The sequence below is a fragment of the Sporosarcina sp. ANT_H38 genome, assembly GCF_008369195.1.
Lineage (GTDB): Bacteria > Bacillota > Bacilli > Bacillales_A > Planococcaceae > Sporosarcina.
In genome coordinates, this window is record NZ_VOBC01000001.1 from 1,711,235 (window position 1) to 1,730,173 (window position 18,939).

The following is an 18,939-nucleotide window of genomic DNA, read 5'->3' on the forward strand; positions in this document are numbered from 1 at the left end:
TAAAAAGAGGATTCATACAATTCAATGAACGTATTATACACGGTAAATGTGTTATTGTTGATGAAACAAATAGACTTTGGAGGCATTATCTTGAACAATCCACATTCCATGTATACAAATAAAAAATTGAAATTCGCACGAAATACTTGGTTTCTTCTTATAGGAATAATTTTCATTGCGTCCACACTTCGATCGCCTCTAACATCTGTCGGACCTTTAATCTCCTCCATTAGAGAAAGTTTGGCCATTTCAAATGTGCTAGCGGGATTTCTAACGACTATCCCCTTACTCGCCTTTGCAATCATTTCACCGTTCGCTCCGAAAATTGCACGTCGCTTTGGGATGGAAGTAACATTATTCGTATCTCTCATTTTATTGACCGCGGGCATCATTATTCGTTCATTAGGCACAACACCTAATTTGCTCATCGGAACTTTCCTGATAGGACTTGCTATTGCATTTGGAAATGTCTTATTGCCCGGTTTGATAAAACTCAACTTTCCGCTTCATATCGGTCTAATTACAGGCATTTATTCTGTCTCGATGAATTTATCCGCATCCATAGCAGCTGGCATCAGTGTACCACTTGCCCATGAAACACAGTTTGGATGGGAAGGCGCATTAGGTATCTGGGCACTTTTAACATTTATAGCACTACTCGTCTGGCTACCTCAACTAAAAAACAAGAGAATGCCCGACTCTGTGAAATTGCCAACAAAAACATCTAAATCTCCTATTTTATGGCGTTCTCCATTGGCATGGAGTGTTACCTTCTTCATGGGGTTCCAATCGTTGATATTTTACACGACTTCGGCATGGATGCCTGAGGTGTTAAAAACGCAAGGAATAAGTCCAGATAGCGCTGGTTGGATGGTTTCCCTTTTACAATTTTCTCAATTACCAATGACATTCATCGTTCCCATCCTAGCAGGTAAAGTAAAAGATCAACGTTGGATTGTAGCAGGGGTAGCCCTCTTATACCTCTTGGGTTACGGGGGTATCATGGTAGGCGGAACCGCGCTCGTTCCATTGTGGATGATTATGATTGGCATTGCAGGCGGTGCGGCATTTGGACTGTCAATGATGTTCTTCTCGTTACGTACACGAACACCACATGAAGCTGCAGATTTATCAGGTATGGCACAGTCTTTCGGCTACTTACTTGCAGCCATCGGACCTGTATTATTCGGTTTATTGCACGATTTCACATCCGGCTGGACAGTTCCGATGCTGATTATTATCGGCGCAACCTTAATCGTTTTCCTATCCGGCATGAAAGCAGGCAAAAACACTTTCGTTACTCCGGAGTAAGTGCTTAGAAATAGTCGACTAACAAAAAAGTGCTGTAAACCATATTGGTTTGCAGCACTTTTTCAATGTATCGTTTTCTTACTCGACAACATGCGTTTCGATTTTATCCTTTTTGTTCATATTGACTTTAACTAAACACATCACTGTCAAAATAGCTCCCAAGTCTAACCTAACGCCAAAAATCCCCTAGAGTGCTTGCCATTTCTGCCGAGGTAGATTGATATAGTTATCTTTCAATCCTGTCAATTGTTTGCTTCAGCTGCTCCTTATCATATGATTTCAACGGGTAATTAATCGCATTAATTCTAAATACTTCAGCAAATCGCGGATAGGTTTCATTATTCGTAAGCAGGGTATTTTACAGACTAGCACCAACACTACGAAAATCTTAGGAGGAAAATTGAAATGGCTGACAAAAAAATTGTAGGTACATTCCAAAGTGAAACCCAAGTCTTGAATAAAATCGATGAGTTAAAAGCCCAAGGTTATACTGAAAATGAAATTTATATTGTGACAAATGACGCGGATACGTTATCCATTGTCCGAGGGGAAACAGATGTGGAGCTCCGGTCGCCGGAAGGAAATTGGATGGACAAGTTCCTTGCTTTTCTTAGCGGAGATGAACCCGTCAAAGGTGCTTTTACTAAAATGGGATTCACCGAAGAAGAATCCAACCGTTATTTCGATGAAGTCAAAGCGGGTGGAATTCTACTCTACGTGGATCGGGAATTCGGCGATCTCTCTGGAAATCTAGAGACAGAATATCAAACAGGTTATACAGATCCTAACATCGGCTCTAATCTTGTCGTTGATGATTATGATAATCCGAATCTAGCAATGAACAGCAAAGGATTGAACACGGATGTAGAACGGGAAGAACGTCTACGATTGCATGAAGAGAAGCTCAATGTAGACAAAAAAAGATATCAGGCGGGTGAAGTGAACGTCAATAAGCGTGTTGTCAAAGATACGCAAACGGTTGAAGTGCCAGTAACCCGAGAAGAAGTGTACATTCAACGGCGTGCTGTAACTGACGAGACCGCTGCTGGAAAAGTGTTTGATGACGGCAAAAGCATTCATATTCCCGTTATGGAAGAGCGGGTTGAAGTGACAAAACGTCCTATCGTTAGTGAAGAAATTATCGTTGGTAAACGAGAAGTTCATGATACGGAAACGGTTAACGAAACTATGCGACGTGAAAAAGCGGATATCGATCGGTCGGATGGTGTACTTGATGACCATGACGGAACCGTCAATGATTCACTAGAAACGAATCAATTTGAGAGCAATGAATTAGATTATGATCCTTTAAAAGAGCGTAATCGATTTTAATAGTTTGAAAAGGAGCTTGCTTAAGTAGATCATCTACTTAAGCAAGCTCCTTTTTGGGGAGTGGCTTATATCATTTTTTGGCATAGTTCAATTGCCAGGAGACACCGAATCTATCCCCTACCCAACCGAACTTTTCACTGACTGGCGTTGCAGAAAGCGACATAAGGACTTGTCCATCCTGTGATAGCTGTTCAAAAAGCCGATCAATCTCCTCTTCTGTGTCACATGTTACAAACAGCGAAATAGATGGAGTGAATGTAAACTCGTGGTTGATGGTACTGTCAATGCACATGAACGTTTGTCCTTTAATTTTGAATGTGGCATGCATGACTGTGCCGTTTTCATGGTGAAGTACATTAAGGATTTCCGATTGATCAAAAACGGATGTGTAGAAATTCATGGCATCTTGCGCATTTCCTTCAAACATTAGAAACGTCGATATTTTTTGATCTGTAGTGCCCATCATTTATCTCCCCTAACATTTTTTCTTATAACTCAATTTCCAATACAATTGGACAATGGTCACTGCCGAGTATATGTGAATGGATAGCAGCATCTTTCAATAGTGGCTCTAGTTGATTGGAGGCGATGAAATAATCAATTCGCCACCCAATATTCCGCTCCCTCACCTTGCTCATGTATGACCACCAAGTATATGCTCCTTCTAGATTCGGATTGAAGTACCTATATGTATCGATGAATCCTTCCCCTAATAGCTCTGTCATTTTGCCGCGTTCCTCACTAGTGAAGCCGGAATTGCCTATGTTCGATTTCACATTTCGTACATCTATTTCCTGGTGTGCGACATTTAAATCACCACATAAAATGACCGGTTTCACTTCATTTAGTTTCTTTAAGTATTCACGCATGTCATTTTCCCATTCCAAGCGAAAAGGCAATCGCGCCAAATCACGCTGTGAGTTCGGTGTATAGACATTCACCAAATAAAACTGCGGGAACTCCAGCGTAAGAATCCTACCTTCTCCTTCAGTTTCCAAATCCCCAACACCATATTTCACCATTAACGGTTTTTCTTTCGTAAATACAGCTGTTCCGGAGTACCCCTTCTTCAGCGCATAATTCCAATACTGATGATAACCATCTAATTGTAAATCGATTTGTCCTTCTTGCAATTTTACTTCCTGAACGCAGAAGATATCTGCATCCACTGATTCAAAGTATTCCAAGAAACCTTTGCCAACACATGCCCTTAATCCATTGACATTCCAAGAAATTAGTTTCATTTGTATGTTAAACTCCTTTAGTTACTTCCTATTCCTATCATACCATAAAAGAACATACGTTCAACTTTTCACAATAGAGAATGGGATCACTCATTGCAAAAAAACTCTTAGAACGATTGCTCTACTATGCCTCCAACATTTATAAATTCCATTTATTGAGGTTGCTCATTTCTTCTAACAACCCTGCATGCGCAATAATATTCCATACTATAAAAGTGATAAAAGTAACTACATACACTATCACATACCATTTAAAGTTTTTTCTTTGTTTATCGGCTGAACGAATTAGTTCAGCAAACATCCCGATAAAAAGCGAGATTAGAATGATATCGGATTGCCATATATTATTCGCTGAATTAATGGGTAACATAACTTCTTGCAAGACTAATATTCCACTATCGTTATATATTGGAATATCGTATTTTTCCTTGTTAAAAAAACCTTCTTCAACAGTTATGAACGTTGAATTTTCCTCAAAATTATAATTATAGCCAATTAAATTAAAATTAGTTAGTATAGTGAACATTAACAGTAGTATCATTACTGGTATAAAAATGATGCCAGGCGGTATTTCCTTTGCAGGCTGTAGAATAACTATTCCTCCCTCGCAAAAACACTGTAGTTAGTTTATCTTATTCGCCAAAGCTATTGGAATGCCTTTATAATTGAAAATTTAAATTGAATTCAATACAAAATACCTGCACAACACACGTTAATAAATTGTGTGTTGTGCAGGTAATAAGGGAATAACATAACATCAAATCGTACCCAATTAAAAACCACAGGAAAAGGCTTTTCATTCTTTTTAAATTAGGCGCCTATTATAGAGAGTAACGTGCAAAATGATAATTAATGAGCATCAGGGAAGACTCTCTTCATTGCATCCGAAAACTCTTCAAAGAATCCTTCCACTGGTTTGTCTTCTCTGATTTTAGTTCCATATTCGTTCATTTGTTTTACAAAATCGGGGTTCATCGATACATAAACATTTTTAAAAGCAGCATTAGCCGACCTGACCTCATCCGCAATCTTATCCTCAGTTACTTCAGAACCATCCGCCCCTTCTTTCAGCACGACTGCCACATAAGCATTCGTGTCAGTTACGATGACGTTTGCGCTTTCAACTTCTTCCATTTCAACAATTTTATCCGCAACATCGTCTGCCACTTCCAGCTTTTGATCACTCTCATCATTAACATTAGCGTCTGTTGTTGAATCATTGTTGGTTGTGTCATTTACATCCGTTTCTGTTTCCGTACCTACTGCATTGTCATTTACTTCTTCAGTATTTTTCGTTCCACATCCCATCAAAGAAAAAATGATGAGCATGGTGCCAAAAACTCGCAACATTTTAGTCAATGAAAACCCTCCTTCAATTTATCAGTGAGGATAGTATGGTCGCTTTGTCTTTTTTTATGTAAACATTTTAAAATTTGATGCCAATTAAAAAATTCTCAAGCTGAAAAACTAGCTTGAGAATGAAGTGATTTATAGTACTACGTTCAGGTGACTGTTATTAAATTTTTATTGCACTAGCAACTTTATACAACTCAAGATCAATTTCAACCGGCTCATCCATTGCCATTTTTGCTAGTTCTTTGCCTAGAATAGGTCCTACTGTTAATCCTGAAGCACCCAATCCATTCGCTAGTAGAAGTCCTTTTGCTCCTGGAACTGCTCCTATAATCGGGAGGAATCCGGGGGTAAATGGACGATAGCCAACACGCACCTCTGTAAAAGTACTGTCCTCTAGTCCTGGTGCGACCGCTAGGGCTTTACCTAACACCTCATGCAACCCTCCAGCAGTAACGCGCATGTCAAACTGCTTATCATCTTCATGCGTTGCCCCAATAACTATTTTCCCATCGTCAAATGCAAGAATGTATTGGTCAGTTGGCGGCATAACGACTGGCCATTCGGCGGTTTGTGTATTTTCAAGTTGCAAATGGACGATTTGTGCTTTTTGAGCACTTACTTGCAGATGAATGCCTAGCGGCTCCACTAATTCTGCCGCCCATGCGCCGGCAGTGATAATGACTTTATCCGCTAAAAATTGACGGTCTTCTACTTGAACACCCTTGATGACATTGTCAGTAGCAATAAGCGTTGCAGACCCATGTACGAAGACCGCGCCATGCTTTTTAGCAGCACTGACCAACGCATTTCGCAAAGCACGCCCATTGACACGTGCCGCTCCGCTAATTTTAATAGATTCATATTCCCTTGAAAGTGGAGGAAATAATTCTGATGTTTCAAGGGAATTCAGTTGACGTATATCACCGATTTCAGGTGCATCATCTCGTCTTTTCATCGCACGTTCTTTCATTTCCTCTAGTTTGACAGCGTCCGTGTGCAAGCTGACCGCACCCACGATTCGGTATCCCGTTTCTGTTTCCCCATCTTCTTCAAGCTGTTGGATGAGCGACGTATAATATGCTGCCCCGCCCTTCGCAAGTGCGTACCAGGCTTTATTTCTCCGTTGTGATAACCATGGACAGATGATTCCCGCTGCCGCATCTGTCGCCTGCCCCGCATCATGGCGATCAATCACTGTCACATCCACGCCTGATTTCGCCAAATGGTATGCTGTCGAAGCTCCTAGAATTCCGGAACCGATGATAATAAATTTCTTCATAATAAACACCTTTTCCAATTCGATTTTATTCTAATCATACCAGTTCTTACGATAAAGTTTGGCGAATCAACTTGGTTTTGTGGAATAAATACGTGGCTATCGTGATTTACCAGCGACTTTCCGCGATTTCATAAAAAACACCACAACCTCGTCTTCAGGTTGTGGTGTCTCTTCCTTATTCACTTTACACAGACAACAACGCAGCATCACTCGTTAACTTTTCACCGCGAATGCGTTGGAATTCAGCCATTAGCTTTTCAATTGTCAACTGCTTCTTCTCTTCTGCTTCGACTTCTAAAATAATTTGCCCTTTATCCATCATAATAAGACGGTTTCCTAAATCCATCGCTTGCTGCATATTATGTGTGACCATCAGCGTTGTCAACTGATCCTTTTCTACGAGTTGCTTCGTCAGATTCGTGATCAATTCCGCCCTCGATGGATCTAGCGCAGCTGTATGTTCATCCAGCAGCAAAATCGATGGTTGGGTAAAAGTAGCCATTAACAAAGAAAGTGCTTGACGTTCTCCACCGGAAAGCATGCCCACCTTAGCGTTCAAACGATTTTCCAGATTCAAATGAAGTGTTTCAAGTGATTCCCGGAATAGTTCACGGCGTTTCTTGTGAACTCCCTTGCGTAATCCGCGTTTTTTGTTGCGCGAATAAGCCATTGCCAAATTTTCCTCAATCGTCATTGACGGGGCAGTTCCAGCCATCGGATCTTGGAATACCCTACCAATCATTACTGAACGTTTATATTCGGGAAGTTTCACGACACTTTCCCCTGCTATTTCAATAACACCAAAATCAGGCGTTAGTGCACCAGAAATCATGTTCATCATTGTTGATTTACCTGCGCCATTACTGCCGATGACGGTAACAAAATCACCTTTTTTCAAATGCAAGTTGATTTGATCAAGCGCGATTTTTTCATCGGGAGTTGCTTCATTGAACACTTTATTAATCTGTTGGAGTTTCAACAATTGCATTTCCCTCCTTTTTCAACACATGATCGTAAGCAGATAACCGTTCAGCATGACGTTTCGCTTTTCTTCTACTTTCCCGTCTTTTATCAAAGTACTGCGGCAAAATAAGTGCAGCTATAACGATAACGGCAGTGATTAACTTCATATCTCCCGTATCGAGAAAATCTACTCGGAGTGCCAAACCCAATACGATTCGATAAATAATAGCACCCGCAATAACTGCAAGCGTTGTTCTCATTATCGTTTTTGTACCAAAAATTGCTTCACCGATTATTACTGAAGCTAGTCCGATAATAATCATTCCGATCCCCATACCTATATCAGAAAACTTCGAGTACTGAGCAATCAATGCACCAGAAAAAGCGACAAGTGCATTAGAAAGGCCTAACCCCAGAATTACAAGCGTATCGGTATTCGCCGAGAAGCTACGAATCATCTTCTTATTGTCACCGGTTGCTCGTATTGCGAGCCCGATTTCAGTTTGTAAGAACCAATCCACAACGACTTTAATAATAAACGTAGCGACAATCATTAAAAATAGAGTTCCCCATGTTGAAGGCAAATACTGAAAACCAAGCATGCCGAAAAATTGATTAATGGCATTATCAATGCCAAGTGTACTCCAAAACGCATGGAATTTACTAAACAACGTTTCCGCATTTAATAGTGGAATATTTGGGCGTCCCACTGAAGTTTCCGACGTTAGGCCCATAATCCTTAAATTGATAGAGTACAGGGCAATCATCATCAAAATTCCTGCAAGTAATGGATTAATCTTTCCTTTAGTATGTAATAGACCCGTAACACAACCCGCGATAAATCCAATGACTATCGCTACTCCCGTTGCGAATAGCGGATGATAGCCAAAAATAATCATTGCAGCTGCAACCGATGCCCCAGTTACAAAACTTCCGTCAACCGTTAAATCTGGAAAATCCAACACTCGGAATGTGATGTACACTCCAAGCGCCATAATTGCATAGATGATCCCTTGCTCCACAGAGCCAAAAATAGCACTAAACATATAGAATCATCCCCTAACTCATTCGCTAAATTTTGCTTTCCATTCGTCCTTAATATCAAGTTCGATTGCAGTAGCTGCGTCTTCGTTCATGATAAGTTTCAAGTTTTGTGGAATTTGCACAGGTAAAGTAGCTGGTTGGCTTTCACCTTTTAGAACTTTAACGGCCATTTGACCTGCTTCATAGCCGATATCATAATACTCGAATCCATATGCCGCTAAGCCGCCACGTTTTACAGAGTCGAATTCTGCAACCATCATTGGAATCTTATTGTCATTTGCGACTGATACGACAGACTCAAGTGCAGAGACAACTGTGTTGTCTGTAATGATATAGAACGCATCTACTTTACCAATTAATGATTCTGCAGCCTGTTTAACGTCAGCTGAAGTTGCCACTGATGCCTCCACTACATTCATATCCATACCTTTTAACAATTCTTTAACTGCATCAACTTGAGAACGAGAGTTCTGCTCACCAGAGTTAAATACCATTCCAACATTTTTTGCTCCAAGCTCTTCTTTTAGAAACTTCATCGTACTTGGTATCGCGTCAGGATGATTGTCAATAGTACCTGTGACATTTCCACCTGGATTTTCATGCGTTGCTACCAGTTCAGCGCTTACAGCATCAGTAACTGACGTAAAAATAATTGGAATTTCTTGCGTTACACTAGCTGCAGCCTGTGCACTAGGTGTTGAATTCGCGAAAATCAAATCAACGCCTGTGCTCACAAGGTTATTCGCTATCGTTGTATTCGCACTGTTATCGTTCTGTGCATTTTGCACATCATATTCTACTTCAAGACCTGCATCTTCAATGGCCTTTTTAAAACCATCAAAAGCAGCATTCAAAGATGGATGCTCAACAATTTGTGTCACACCAATTTTATATTTCGTCGTTTCTTCATTAGGTTCTGTTCCTTTTTCGTTATTTGACAGTTTGGTTGCATTATCAGCTTTTTCTCCTCCACATGCCGCAAGTATGAACATAACGCTGAATATTGCTACTGCATACATTACCAAATTACTTTTCATTTCTATTCCCCCTTTTTTCATTATCGCCTTCTCTATAGAAACACTTTTGCGACGATAATTATTCGTAACAATACACTGTTTGTAAATGTTAGTCAACGGAATTTTAATTATTCTAAACATTAAAGCGCTTACAATTTCAGAATTACATATTTATTCCCCTAAATCCTAACAATTAAATTTCGTTACTAAACACATAGTATCTAAATTGTCATTTAGCACCATTTTAAACAAAAAAACGACCAACCTCGGTTTCAGGAGTTGATCGTTTTCTTATTCTCACTAATAGGATAAACCCTTATTTACAATTGGCAGCTTTTCTGTTGATTACGAAACTTTTTCATGATATTCATTGATTAATCTATCTAATTCTTGACTACATTCCACTACCAAAGGATGCGTAAATCCGAAAGTTTTTGCCCGTCTATACATAACTTTTCTCTTAATTCCAATTTGAAGCAACAACGCTTTTTCATCCCATAGCCTTTTCACAAATCTTCCTCCATATGATATATTCAGCTTCCATTTATGTGGCCTTCATCTAGTAAGTACAGAAGCAACTATTACATCGTACAACATTCTGTTCGAGAAAAATGTCGTATTAAGGGAAAATTATACTAATTCACAAATTTGTCATAAATCGCAGGAATATAAGTCGAAACTCTTGATTCTTGTGGATTCCAATACGCTTTTAATTAGAGTTAGCTAAATTTTATAACCTTTCACAGAACAATTTCACTTCAAATTCGTTGGAATACCTAGAATACAATCAGTCACTACCAGAGCGATACAGGTTAATAACGACGCATTACATTTTTCAAGTGCAATTGGCTGTGTCGACCGTCAGTATTTAACAATCGTCAATAATAACAGTTTGTGTAATTGAATAAGCAATAATTTTTCCGCTTGCACCTCATTCACAAGGAAAAGTAAAAAGCATAGTTAATCATATATCATGCTTATTTCGTCTTGAATGTTTCCTCACAATTAATGATTTGCAAAAATACGGATTAAAATCGTTTTTTAAGCCATATTAAAAAGGAACATATTTGTTGAAATGGAGGGTTTTTTATGGGAAAAGATAATCAAAAAGGAACTGTAAACAAGGCAGCTTCTGCACCACCTACATCAAAACGACAAAAAACAAAGTCGAGCACTATGAAAGAAGAAATTTCTCTGGAGTTAGCTGAACTCGGAAACCTGAATCCGCTGCATGAACCGATGACTACAAATGACCGAAAAAAGAGTGAATCGGAAAAGACCTACAAATAACTGAATATGAAATTAACTAAAGAGGCAGTTGATAACCACTAGGAGTACAATCCTAGTGGTTATTTTTTGGATTGCGTTACGGTAAAAACATGATAGTTGTTGAAATCTCGTTAATATGTTCCTTATCTGCCCATAATATAAAGTAATTATAGGACACCCCATCAATCGTTTGTGGACTTGGATATTCTGTGATAAAAGCTGCCTGCCCTTTCATTTCAATTGGTTGGTCAGCAGAAGGTAAAATTGTGCAGGACTGTTCATATGAATTTTGTGTTTTGATTATTTGTGGCGCCGAGCCATAGGGCATTGATTTCTGATAAGCTACGTCATGACATACCCTGTCAATTGAATTCGATCCTACAAGAGCTGAAATTTGAAAAAAGCCATCATCACCTTCGTACCTTTCATCATTCACCCTCTGCCAACTTGCAGGATATTGAAAGTTAACACCAAATTTTTCACTCGTAAATTCCTTTTTCAACAAATCTAGAATCGACGTTGGTGACCATTGCACTGACACGATATTTACCCCTTCAATAAGTCGTATTGGGACGGGATGACCTAAATCGATCACCCACATCTCAGTAGCAAATTCCTGCTCTTTACATCCAGAAAGGTAAGCAATTCTTCTTCCATCTGGTGACCATGTGACCGGAGTAGAAAAACAATTCGAAATCGCCCATATCCGATCCTCGCTCCCTTGACGGTCCACAGTTCTAATTTGCGCAAAGTAGCCTCTATCCTCAAATGCGGTTGCACTATAGGCAATCCGTAAAGAATCCGGAGACCATTCTGGGAAGTAGTTTTTGCCGTTTGGTCCACCCTTCACTTCATGTACAGCACCTGTAGCAATTTCCACGGTGTAAATGATTGAAACACTTGCTCCTGGTGTTGTATAGAAAGCAAAAGTACCATCAGGCGATAAATGTGTATCATGAAGAGGACCGTTTGTATTTCTAGTAATTTGCTTTTTAGCCGTTCCGTACGTATTACTTCGGAAAAGCTGACTTATACCAGAACTATCAGGCGCTTGAAACAGTAACTCCGTGCCACTCGGAAACCAACTAACATCTGATGCGCCGGATTGCATAATTGTCTCCGCTTCATGAAGCGTGGCGTTATACAACAAGATCATTCCTCGAGCTACATAAGCCAAACTGGAACTATCCGGAGACCAATCGAGACTAAAATCTACTCCTACTTCCAACTGATCAATACCGGCAATTAAACCCGTTTCAGCGTAAATAATATAGATAATTCTATCCTTCCCGACAAATGCAATTCGATTGCTATCTGGCGACCAAACTGGCTTTGAGAATACATCACCTAAACCATTTGTAAGCAGTTTATTTTCCCCAGTTCGCGGATTATAAACCCAAATATCGTACTGCCCTCCACGATTGGATGTATATGCAAGAAATCCTGGGTAACCCGTAGGAGCGTAAGGAACGACTAACTTCATTCCTGGATTAATCCCCGTGGACGGGAGTTCATTGACCTTCTGTAGATACCCGGGGTTAATTTGACCATCTGTCGTTACGTTGAAACGATTAGCAATTTTACTCAATGTGTCCCCAGGTTGGGCGACGTAATAAGAAACACCAGGCGGTATCTGGAGTAACTGACCAACCGCTAAGACATAAGGTGGACTAAGCCTATTTGTTTCAGCTATCAAAGAAGCAGGAACACCAAACGTTTGGGAAATTCGATCCACAGAATCACCCGACTTCACACGGTACTTATTGACACCAGGCGGAATTGATAGCTGTTGCCCTACAGAGATTGTATACGGAGACGTTAAATTATTTGCGGCAATAAGTGATTTCACTGGAAGTTCCCACCGCTTAGCTATGCGAATTAATGTATCACCAGGCCGAACTACATAAAAAAGTTGCATTGATAACACATCCCTTCATAATAACAATATCTGTTGAATCCGGTTCCAGTAACTAGCAACTGGGGTACGTGTGTGACCTGAGTCCCACCTTCCTATCCATACCTATGTTATTCGTCTAGTGGGCGTTATGTTCTAAATAAAGGTCTTGTTCATTGGACGATTCTAATACATAGAACTAAAAAAACGAACTGCTCTAAAAAAGAGCGGTTCGTTGTTCCAATTTTGCTTATTTATTTTTCAAAAACTTGGTGAAGCACATCACTCGGTTTGCTGTTATTTAGGTTTTTGTAAATACAGCTTGCTGGCTTTTCACGCAAAGTTTCGGCGAATGCATTTGCCAAATCAGCTTCTCCAGACACATGGATTTCTGCCCAACCGCGCTCTTTCTTCAATTTCGCAACGATTTCACCCATTCCTTTATAAAACCTTTGTAGATTTTCTCTCAGGCGAGGTTCAATTGCGTCACCTTTTGAACTTCCCATTCCAACATTATGCGCTGCCGAAGCTTTACTCCGTTCTCCCCATCCTTCCAGATTCGGGTCGAATTCGTACGTAACTTCGCCAATGACAGCTCCCATTGCTGTATCTAAAATGCGTACTTCCCCGAAGCTTGGTAAGATAATACCCGCTTCCGGATATGCTTTATACATATATTCCATTTCTTGAGTTACTGGGTGGTTTTCCCAGTGGAAGCTAGTCTTCACAGGGACTTGAACATAATGAACTGACCATAATTCTGGGTCTGCTGATGCAAAAATGACAACACCTTTACTTAGATCATTCTTATTATCCTCGACCTCTTTTTCGATTTTTGTCTTAACGGCATTAAAAGCCTTTATTTCTTTTTCGTCATCAGAAGCTTTCAAATACTCATCAATTCGCTTTAAACCACTCTTCAAATGAATTCTCCACGCACCATTTAATTGCTCTGGATCACCCGGATTGGTGTTTAAATATACACTCAATACACAACGATCTTCACATTGAAAGTTTTTTAAGGTTTGAATTTCTTTGCTTAATGACATAATTTAATTAACCTCCTTAAGTTTTGATTCTTTACTAGCATACCCTCCTGCGCTAAGTCTAAAACGAATTGCGAGTGATACTGTCACATGAAATTCATGTTTACTAGTTCAACCGGATCAAAACTCTAAGAAATTAAGGCAACATTTTCTATTTATTCACTAAGTTCAGCTTTCCACTCTTCTTTAATTTCAAGACCAATTTTAGATGCTGTCTCTTCATTGATTACAAATTTTAAATTTTTCGGAACTTGTACAGGTAATTCGGATGCTTTACTTTCCCCTTTTAATATCTTCACAGCCATTTGACCTGTTTCATAACCAAGATCATGATAATTAAAACCGTATGCTGCTAATCCACCTCGTTTAACGGAATCTAGCTCACCGACCATCATTGGTAGTTTATTGTCATATGCAACTGAAGTTACCGATTCAAGCGCAGAAACAACCGTGTTGTCCTTAATAATATACAAAGAGTCTACTTTACCAATCAATGAATCGACAGCTTGTTTTACATCTGCTGATGTCGCAACAGGTGCTTCAACAACATTCAAATCCATATCCTTTATTACTTCATGAACCTTGTCCATTTGAGCTCGTGCATTTTGTTCTCCTGAATTAAAAATCATGCCTACATTTTTCGCTCCTAATTGTTCTTTCAGGAACGTCAGTGTCTGCGGAATTACATCAGGATGTAAATCAATTGTACCTGTTACATTCCCTCCAGGACTTTCTAATGATTTCACCAACTCAGCACCTACAGCATCTGTAACTGACGTGAAGACAATCGGAATTTCTTGAGTCGCACTCGCCACTGCCTGTGCACTAGGTGTCGAATTTGCAAAGATCAAGTCTACATTAGAATTAACAAGGTTTGTAGCAATCGTTGTATTAGCACTGTTATCATTTTGTGCGTTCTGCACTAGATATTCCACGTCAAGCCCTGCATCTTCAATCGCTTTTTTAAATCCTTCAAAAGCAGCATTCAAAGATGGGTGTTCTACAATCTGCGTGACACCTATTTTATATTTCTTTGTCTCCTCATTTTTTTCGGACGATCCCTTCTTCTCTTCGCCACCACACGCCGATAGAAGCAATGCAGCACTAAAAACTACAACCGCCATTTTTCTCCAATAGTTCTTCATTCTTTTTCCCCCTTATTTAATTAAACCTACATATTTTGTGAAAATTTGATTCCTAATGATAATTTTTCATAATGCTACACTGACTGTTATTAATAGTCAATAAGGTTTCGGACATCTCTAAATATTAAGTTATCTCGTTCGAGCTATTCAAATCGGACAGTCCCTAGCATGTCCAATTTCTAAGTCGCCCATTTATTTTGCAATCGTCAACTCTTATCCATGCAAAAAACACCTACAAAAATGTTACCAAGTACTTTTTCGTAGGTGTTTCATATTTTTCTAATGAATCTGATGGCAGCTGCTATCACAATTTAAAGACACACACATGGAGTCACTAACCGGCAATGGGGTACTAGGCAGCCACTAAGTATCGAAACGGTATTAAATAGACTCATTACATCAAGCCATTATTTTCGGTTGTCTTTGTTCCAATAATGGTTCTGTACATTCTATTTCTTCACCCGTTTCAATATCCAGGAACGTACTTGTTTCATTAAACCAGCAATCTGGTGCTTTATGTCCCCAGAAAGTTTGGCGAAGTGGGTCATTTAAATCCCAGCGTTTCGGCTTTAAGTCTGGATCACTTGTTAAATAATCACCCGTGTAGAGTTCAATTCGATGGCCATCTGGATCTCTCAAATAGAGGAAGAAAGCATTGGATAATCCATGACGACCAGGTCCACGTTCAATCGAATTTGCATACCCCATACTTGCCAAAACATCACAACAATCGAGCACACTAAGCCGATCTGTCAGTGAATAAGCAAAATGATGCAATTTTGGCCCAGGTCCACTCATGAATGCTTGGTCATGAACAGTTGGCTTTCGATAAAGCCATGCTGCCCATAAGTCTCCATCTTCAGTATCCGTATACTCTGAACACGAGAATCCTAGGTGATCGACATAGAAATTATAAGCTTTTTGAACATCAGGTACTGCACAGTTTACATGGTCAATCCGTTGAATTTTCGCTCCACGATAAAGATCATAGCGCTGTAACATCCGGTCGACAGTGTGCATTTCCGCAAAAAATTCTAATGGTATACCTGAGATATCATGGGCTCGAAGGGTTCTTCCAATGGCATGTTGTTGACCTTTCGCTATCCATTTTGTTTTTAGGCCCTGTGAGATGAATAGCTTTTCAATTTCATCGAGATCCTGTTCTTTTTCCACCTTATAACTAAGTACTTCTACAGCTACTTTGTCTGCCTTTTTCAATAGTAAACTATGATGCGAATGTTCTTCTAAACCTCTTAAGTAAATATGGTTTTCATCACTTTCTGTTTCAATCATGCCTAATCCATCAACATAGAACTTACGTGACACCTGCAAATCCAGTACATGAAGAACAGTTCTCGCGATTCGAATGATTGAGAAGTCCAACGTATTCACCATACCTCTCTCTATTTTTTCCCGAACTGCTGAATACGATGTTCAGCAATTGAAACATGAATAATTTTCTGTTCAGTATAAAAATTGAAGCCGTAATGTCCACCTTCACGTCCAATTCCAGAGGATTTTGAGCCCCCAAAAGGTGTTCTTAAATCACGAACGTTCTGAGCATTCACCCAAAGCATCCCTGCTTCAACTTTATGCGCAACGCGATGTCCTCGTTTAATATCGTTCGTCCATACATAACCAGCAAGTCCGTAATCGATAGCGTTTGCCAACTTAATGACTTCTTCTTCATCTTTAAATGTCATCACTGTTAGAACTGGACCAAAGATTTCTTCTTGTGCAACGCGCATATTATTTTCAGCTTTTAATAGTAGCGTCGGTGCTACAAAGTTTCCTCTAGCGAATTCTATCGGTATGTCTCCAGTAATCACTTCGGTGCCTTCTTCTTTTGCTATTTCCAAGTATTTTTTCACCTTACTATAATGCCCTTTATCGATTAGTGGCCCCACTTCAGTATTTTCGTCAAGTGGATCACCGACTTTAATATTTTCTACACGAATTTTTAAAGCCTCAATAAATTTATCTTTGATCCCTTCTTGTACAAACAAGCGAGAGTTAGCAGTACATCGTTCACCGTTAAAAGAATAAATCCCCCAGACACAAGCATCTAGAGCACGATCGAAATCAGCGTCTTCAAAGATGATAATTGGTGATTTCCCACCAAGTTCCATCGAGCAACTTTTCAGTGTATCGGCACTATTTTTTATAATTGTTGAACCCGTCGTTGTTTCCCCTGTGAATGAAATCAGCTGGACATCAGGATGTTTTACCAGTGAATCCCCTGCTGTCTCACCGTAGCCATGAACAACGTTGAAAACACCTTTAGGAAGATCGGCTTTATGAATCACTTCAGCTAATAGATTAGCTGAAAGTGGAGATAGTTCTGCCGGCTTCAAAACAACTGTATTTCCTGTTGCAAGTGCCGGTGCAACTTTCCATGTTTCTAACATGAAAGGGGCATTCCATGGCGTGATTAATCCTGCCACTCCTACAGGCGCATGTATTGTGTAGTTGATAAATTCATCATCTACTTGATAGGCATCTCCAACAAGACGACTTTCCACCATACGAGCATAAAATCTAAAATTTTCTGAAGCTCGGCTTACCATATTTCGTGTTTGGCTAATTGGAAGTCCTGTATCAAGTGATTCCAAGTAAGCGATTTTCTCTATTTCTTCGTCAATCAAATCCGCAATACGGTAAATGTATGCCATTCTTTTATTAAGCTTCATTGTTTTCCAAGGACCATGATCAAAAGCTTCCCGCGCAGCTGCTACCGCTTTATTTACATCAGCAGATTGTCCTTCAGCCACTTCATTAATTTGTTCATTGGTAAACGGATTGATATTTTTGATAGTCTTCCCACTTAAAGCGGGAGTGAATTCTCCATTTATATAGAGTAAAATATTCTTTTGTGTTTCATGTTTATAAGAAGCTAAACCATGGACTGACACCATACTTATCACCCGTTTTCTTATTATATCTGTAGAAATAATGAATCCCATCGAATTCGCTACGACGCTAGGGAATGCCTCCCGCCCTAAGCCAAGCAGCTTTGCCGCCAGTCTTAGGGCTTCGGCTACCCCTTGTAAGGCGCCTTCGCTCAGTTTATTTAGGCATTCATTTTTTCAACAAATATATTATTTTTTATTCATTTCGCAGCAACTTCCTTGGGTAAGATTTCCAGTTCAATAAGTGATTCACGAACTTCTTGTTGTATTTCTGCAGAAGGTAAGCCTAAAGGTAAGCGAAGTTTCGGAGTGATTTTCCCCATCATGCCAAGTGCTACTTTAACTGGTGATGGATTTGTATCTTTGAAGAGTACGTCATTTAACGGCATTAATTCGAAGTGAAGATCTTGTGCTCTCGCAACATCTCCGGCAACCCATGCATTGTAAAGTTCTGCTACTTTTGTTGGCTCTACATTTGCTGTAGCGCTAATAAATCCAGCACCGCCAATTGCAAGCATCGGGTAGCAAAGCAGTTCGATTCCTGAGAACAATAGGAAATCTCTTCCACAGTTTAGTAATACACGATTGACGTGTTCAAAATCTTTATTTGCTTCTTTTACACCGATAATATTCGGGCAATCCTGGACTAAGCGTTTCATCGTACTAACTTCCATATTGACAGCGGACCTGCCTGGTATATTGTAAATAATAATTGGCGTTGTAACTGAATCTGCTACCGTTTTAAAGTGCTGATAGAGTGCTTCCTGGTTCGGTTTATTGTAGTAAGGTACGATAACCATTGCGGCATCTGCACCTAGTTCTTCTGCATATTTCGTTAACTCCATTGTTTCATCATGGTTTGTCGACCCTGTACCAGGTGCAAAAAACACGCGTCCTGCAATCGTTTCTTTTGCTAGTTCCATAACTCTTTTTCTTTCAGCAATTGTTAAAGAACTCGGTTCACCACTCGTTCCTGTAACAGAAATCCCATGACTTCCGCTTTCAATTTGCCAATTGATCAACTCAGTAAATACTTTTTCGTCAATCGCACCACTCTCAGTAAAGGGTGTAATTACAGGACAAATTGAACCTCTTAACTTTTTTTTAGCTTCTTCATATGCCAATATAATT

The 18,939-nt window shown here is 39.6% G+C and carries 18 protein-coding genes; 3 read left to right on the forward strand and 15 right to left on the reverse strand.

The window, feature by feature from the left end; translation table 11 throughout:
* The first annotated feature begins 108 nt into the window (after positions 1–108).
* Together FQ087_RS08150 and FQ087_RS08155 are read left to right on the forward strand one after the other, a co-directional pair.
* Positions 109–1,311 (forward strand): CynX/NimT family MFS transporter, encoded by a 1,203-nt coding sequence (locus FQ087_RS08150; protein WP_149580809.1) that lies wholly within the window; start codon positions 109–111, stop codon positions 1,309–1,311.
* Positions 1,312–1,716: 405 nt separating this feature from the next.
* A complete protein-coding gene (locus tag FQ087_RS08155) occupies positions 1,717–2,643 on the forward strand; it encodes a YsnF/AvaK domain-containing protein (protein WP_149579967.1) in 927 nt (308 codons plus the stop codon).
* A 70-nt stretch (positions 2,644–2,713) separates the two neighbouring features.
* On the opposite strand, the gene FQ087_RS08160 is transcribed toward FQ087_RS08155, so the two are convergent.
* The 9 genes from FQ087_RS08160 to FQ087_RS08200 all read right to left on the reverse strand — a co-directional run bounded on the left by FQ087_RS08160 (position 2,714) and on the right by FQ087_RS08200 (position 10,055).
* Positions 2,714–3,106, reverse strand: a complete 393-nt coding sequence (locus FQ087_RS08160) for a VOC family protein (protein ID WP_149579968.1) — start codon at positions 3,104–3,106, stop codon at positions 2,714–2,716.
* Positions 3,107–3,131: 25 nt separating this feature from the next.
* A complete protein-coding gene (locus FQ087_RS08165) occupies positions 3,132–3,887 on the reverse strand; it encodes an exodeoxyribonuclease III (protein ID WP_149579969.1) in 756 nt (251 codons plus the stop codon).
* A 139-nt stretch (positions 3,888–4,026) separates the two neighbouring features.
* Positions 4,027–4,413, reverse strand: coding sequence for a hypothetical protein (locus FQ087_RS08170; protein ID WP_149579970.1), 387 nt, complete (start codon positions 4,411–4,413; stop codon positions 4,027–4,029).
* A gap of 323 nt (positions 4,414–4,736) precedes the next feature.
* On the reverse strand, positions 4,737–5,237 hold the full coding sequence (locus FQ087_RS08175) for a YhcN/YlaJ family sporulation lipoprotein (protein WP_149580810.1): 501 nt from the start codon (positions 5,235–5,237) through the stop codon (positions 4,737–4,739).
* Between the two features lie 166 nt (positions 5,238–5,403).
* Complete coding sequence (locus FQ087_RS08180) at positions 5,404–6,522, reverse strand: NAD(P)/FAD-dependent oxidoreductase (protein WP_149579971.1); 1,119 nt, start codon at positions 6,520–6,522, stop codon at positions 5,404–5,406.
* A 184-nt stretch (positions 6,523–6,706) separates the two neighbouring features.
* Positions 6,707–7,504 carry an ABC transporter ATP-binding protein gene (locus FQ087_RS08185; protein ID WP_149579972.1) on the reverse strand — a complete coding sequence of 266 codons (798 nt, stop codon included), beginning with the start codon at positions 7,502–7,504 and terminating at the stop codon, positions 6,707–6,709.
* The gene (locus FQ087_RS08190; RefSeq protein WP_149579973.1) at positions 7,482–8,531 is read right to left on the reverse strand and encodes an ABC transporter permease; all 1,050 of its coding nucleotides are present in this window, start codon (positions 8,529–8,531) and stop codon (positions 7,482–7,484) included. Before FQ087_RS08190 ends, FQ087_RS08185 begins: the two co-directional genes overlap by 23 nt.
* Positions 8,532–8,549: 18 nt before the next feature.
* Entirely contained in the window at positions 8,550–9,566 is a 1,017-nt protein-coding gene (locus tag FQ087_RS08195) for an ABC transporter substrate-binding protein (protein ID WP_149579974.1), read from the reverse strand.
* 324 nt (positions 9,567–9,890) lie between these two features.
* Positions 9,891–10,055 carry an aspartyl-phosphate phosphatase Spo0E family protein gene (locus FQ087_RS08200; protein ID WP_149579975.1) on the reverse strand — a complete coding sequence of 55 codons (165 nt, stop codon included), beginning with the start codon at positions 10,053–10,055 and terminating at the stop codon, positions 9,891–9,893.
* 579 nt (positions 10,056–10,634) lie between these two features.
* Here FQ087_RS08200 and FQ087_RS08205 point away from each other — a divergent pair.
* Positions 10,635–10,835, forward strand: coding sequence for a hypothetical protein (locus tag FQ087_RS08205; protein WP_149579976.1), 201 nt, complete (start codon positions 10,635–10,637; stop codon positions 10,833–10,835).
* A gap of 76 nt (positions 10,836–10,911) precedes the next feature.
* Here FQ087_RS08205 and FQ087_RS08210 read toward each other — a convergent pair whose 3' ends face one another.
* From FQ087_RS08210 to hpaI, 6 genes are all read right to left on the reverse strand, one after another.
* Complete coding sequence (locus FQ087_RS08210; RefSeq protein WP_149579977.1) at positions 10,912–12,732, reverse strand: LysM peptidoglycan-binding domain-containing protein; 1,821 nt, start codon at positions 12,730–12,732, stop codon at positions 10,912–10,914.
* Between the two features lie 230 nt (positions 12,733–12,962).
* A complete protein-coding gene (locus tag FQ087_RS08215; RefSeq protein WP_149579978.1) occupies positions 12,963–13,757 on the reverse strand; it encodes a VLRF1 family aeRF1-type release factor in 795 nt (264 codons plus the stop codon).
* A gap of 152 nt (positions 13,758–13,909) precedes the next feature.
* Positions 13,910–14,899: an ABC transporter substrate-binding protein gene (locus FQ087_RS08220; RefSeq protein ID WP_149579979.1), complete on the reverse strand. Its 990-nt coding sequence runs from the start codon at positions 14,897–14,899 to the stop codon at positions 13,910–13,912.
* A gap of 399 nt (positions 14,900–15,298) precedes the next feature.
* Positions 15,299–16,282 (reverse strand): 3,4-dihydroxyphenylacetate 2,3-dioxygenase, encoded by a 984-nt coding sequence (gene hpaD / locus FQ087_RS08225; protein ID WP_149580811.1) that lies wholly within the window; start codon positions 16,280–16,282, stop codon positions 15,299–15,301.
* Between the two features lie 20 nt (positions 16,283–16,302).
* Positions 16,303–17,814: a 5-carboxymethyl-2-hydroxymuconate semialdehyde dehydrogenase gene (gene hpaE / locus FQ087_RS08230; protein ID WP_149579980.1), complete on the reverse strand. Its 1,512-nt coding sequence runs from the start codon at positions 17,812–17,814 to the stop codon at positions 16,303–16,305.
* A gap of 194 nt (positions 17,815–18,008) precedes the next feature.
* Complete coding sequence (gene hpaI / locus FQ087_RS08235; RefSeq protein WP_149579981.1) at positions 18,009–18,932, reverse strand: 2,4-dihydroxyhept-2-ene-1,7-dioic acid aldolase; 924 nt, start codon at positions 18,930–18,932, stop codon at positions 18,009–18,011.
* Between the last annotated feature and the right edge of the window lie 7 nt (positions 18,933–18,939).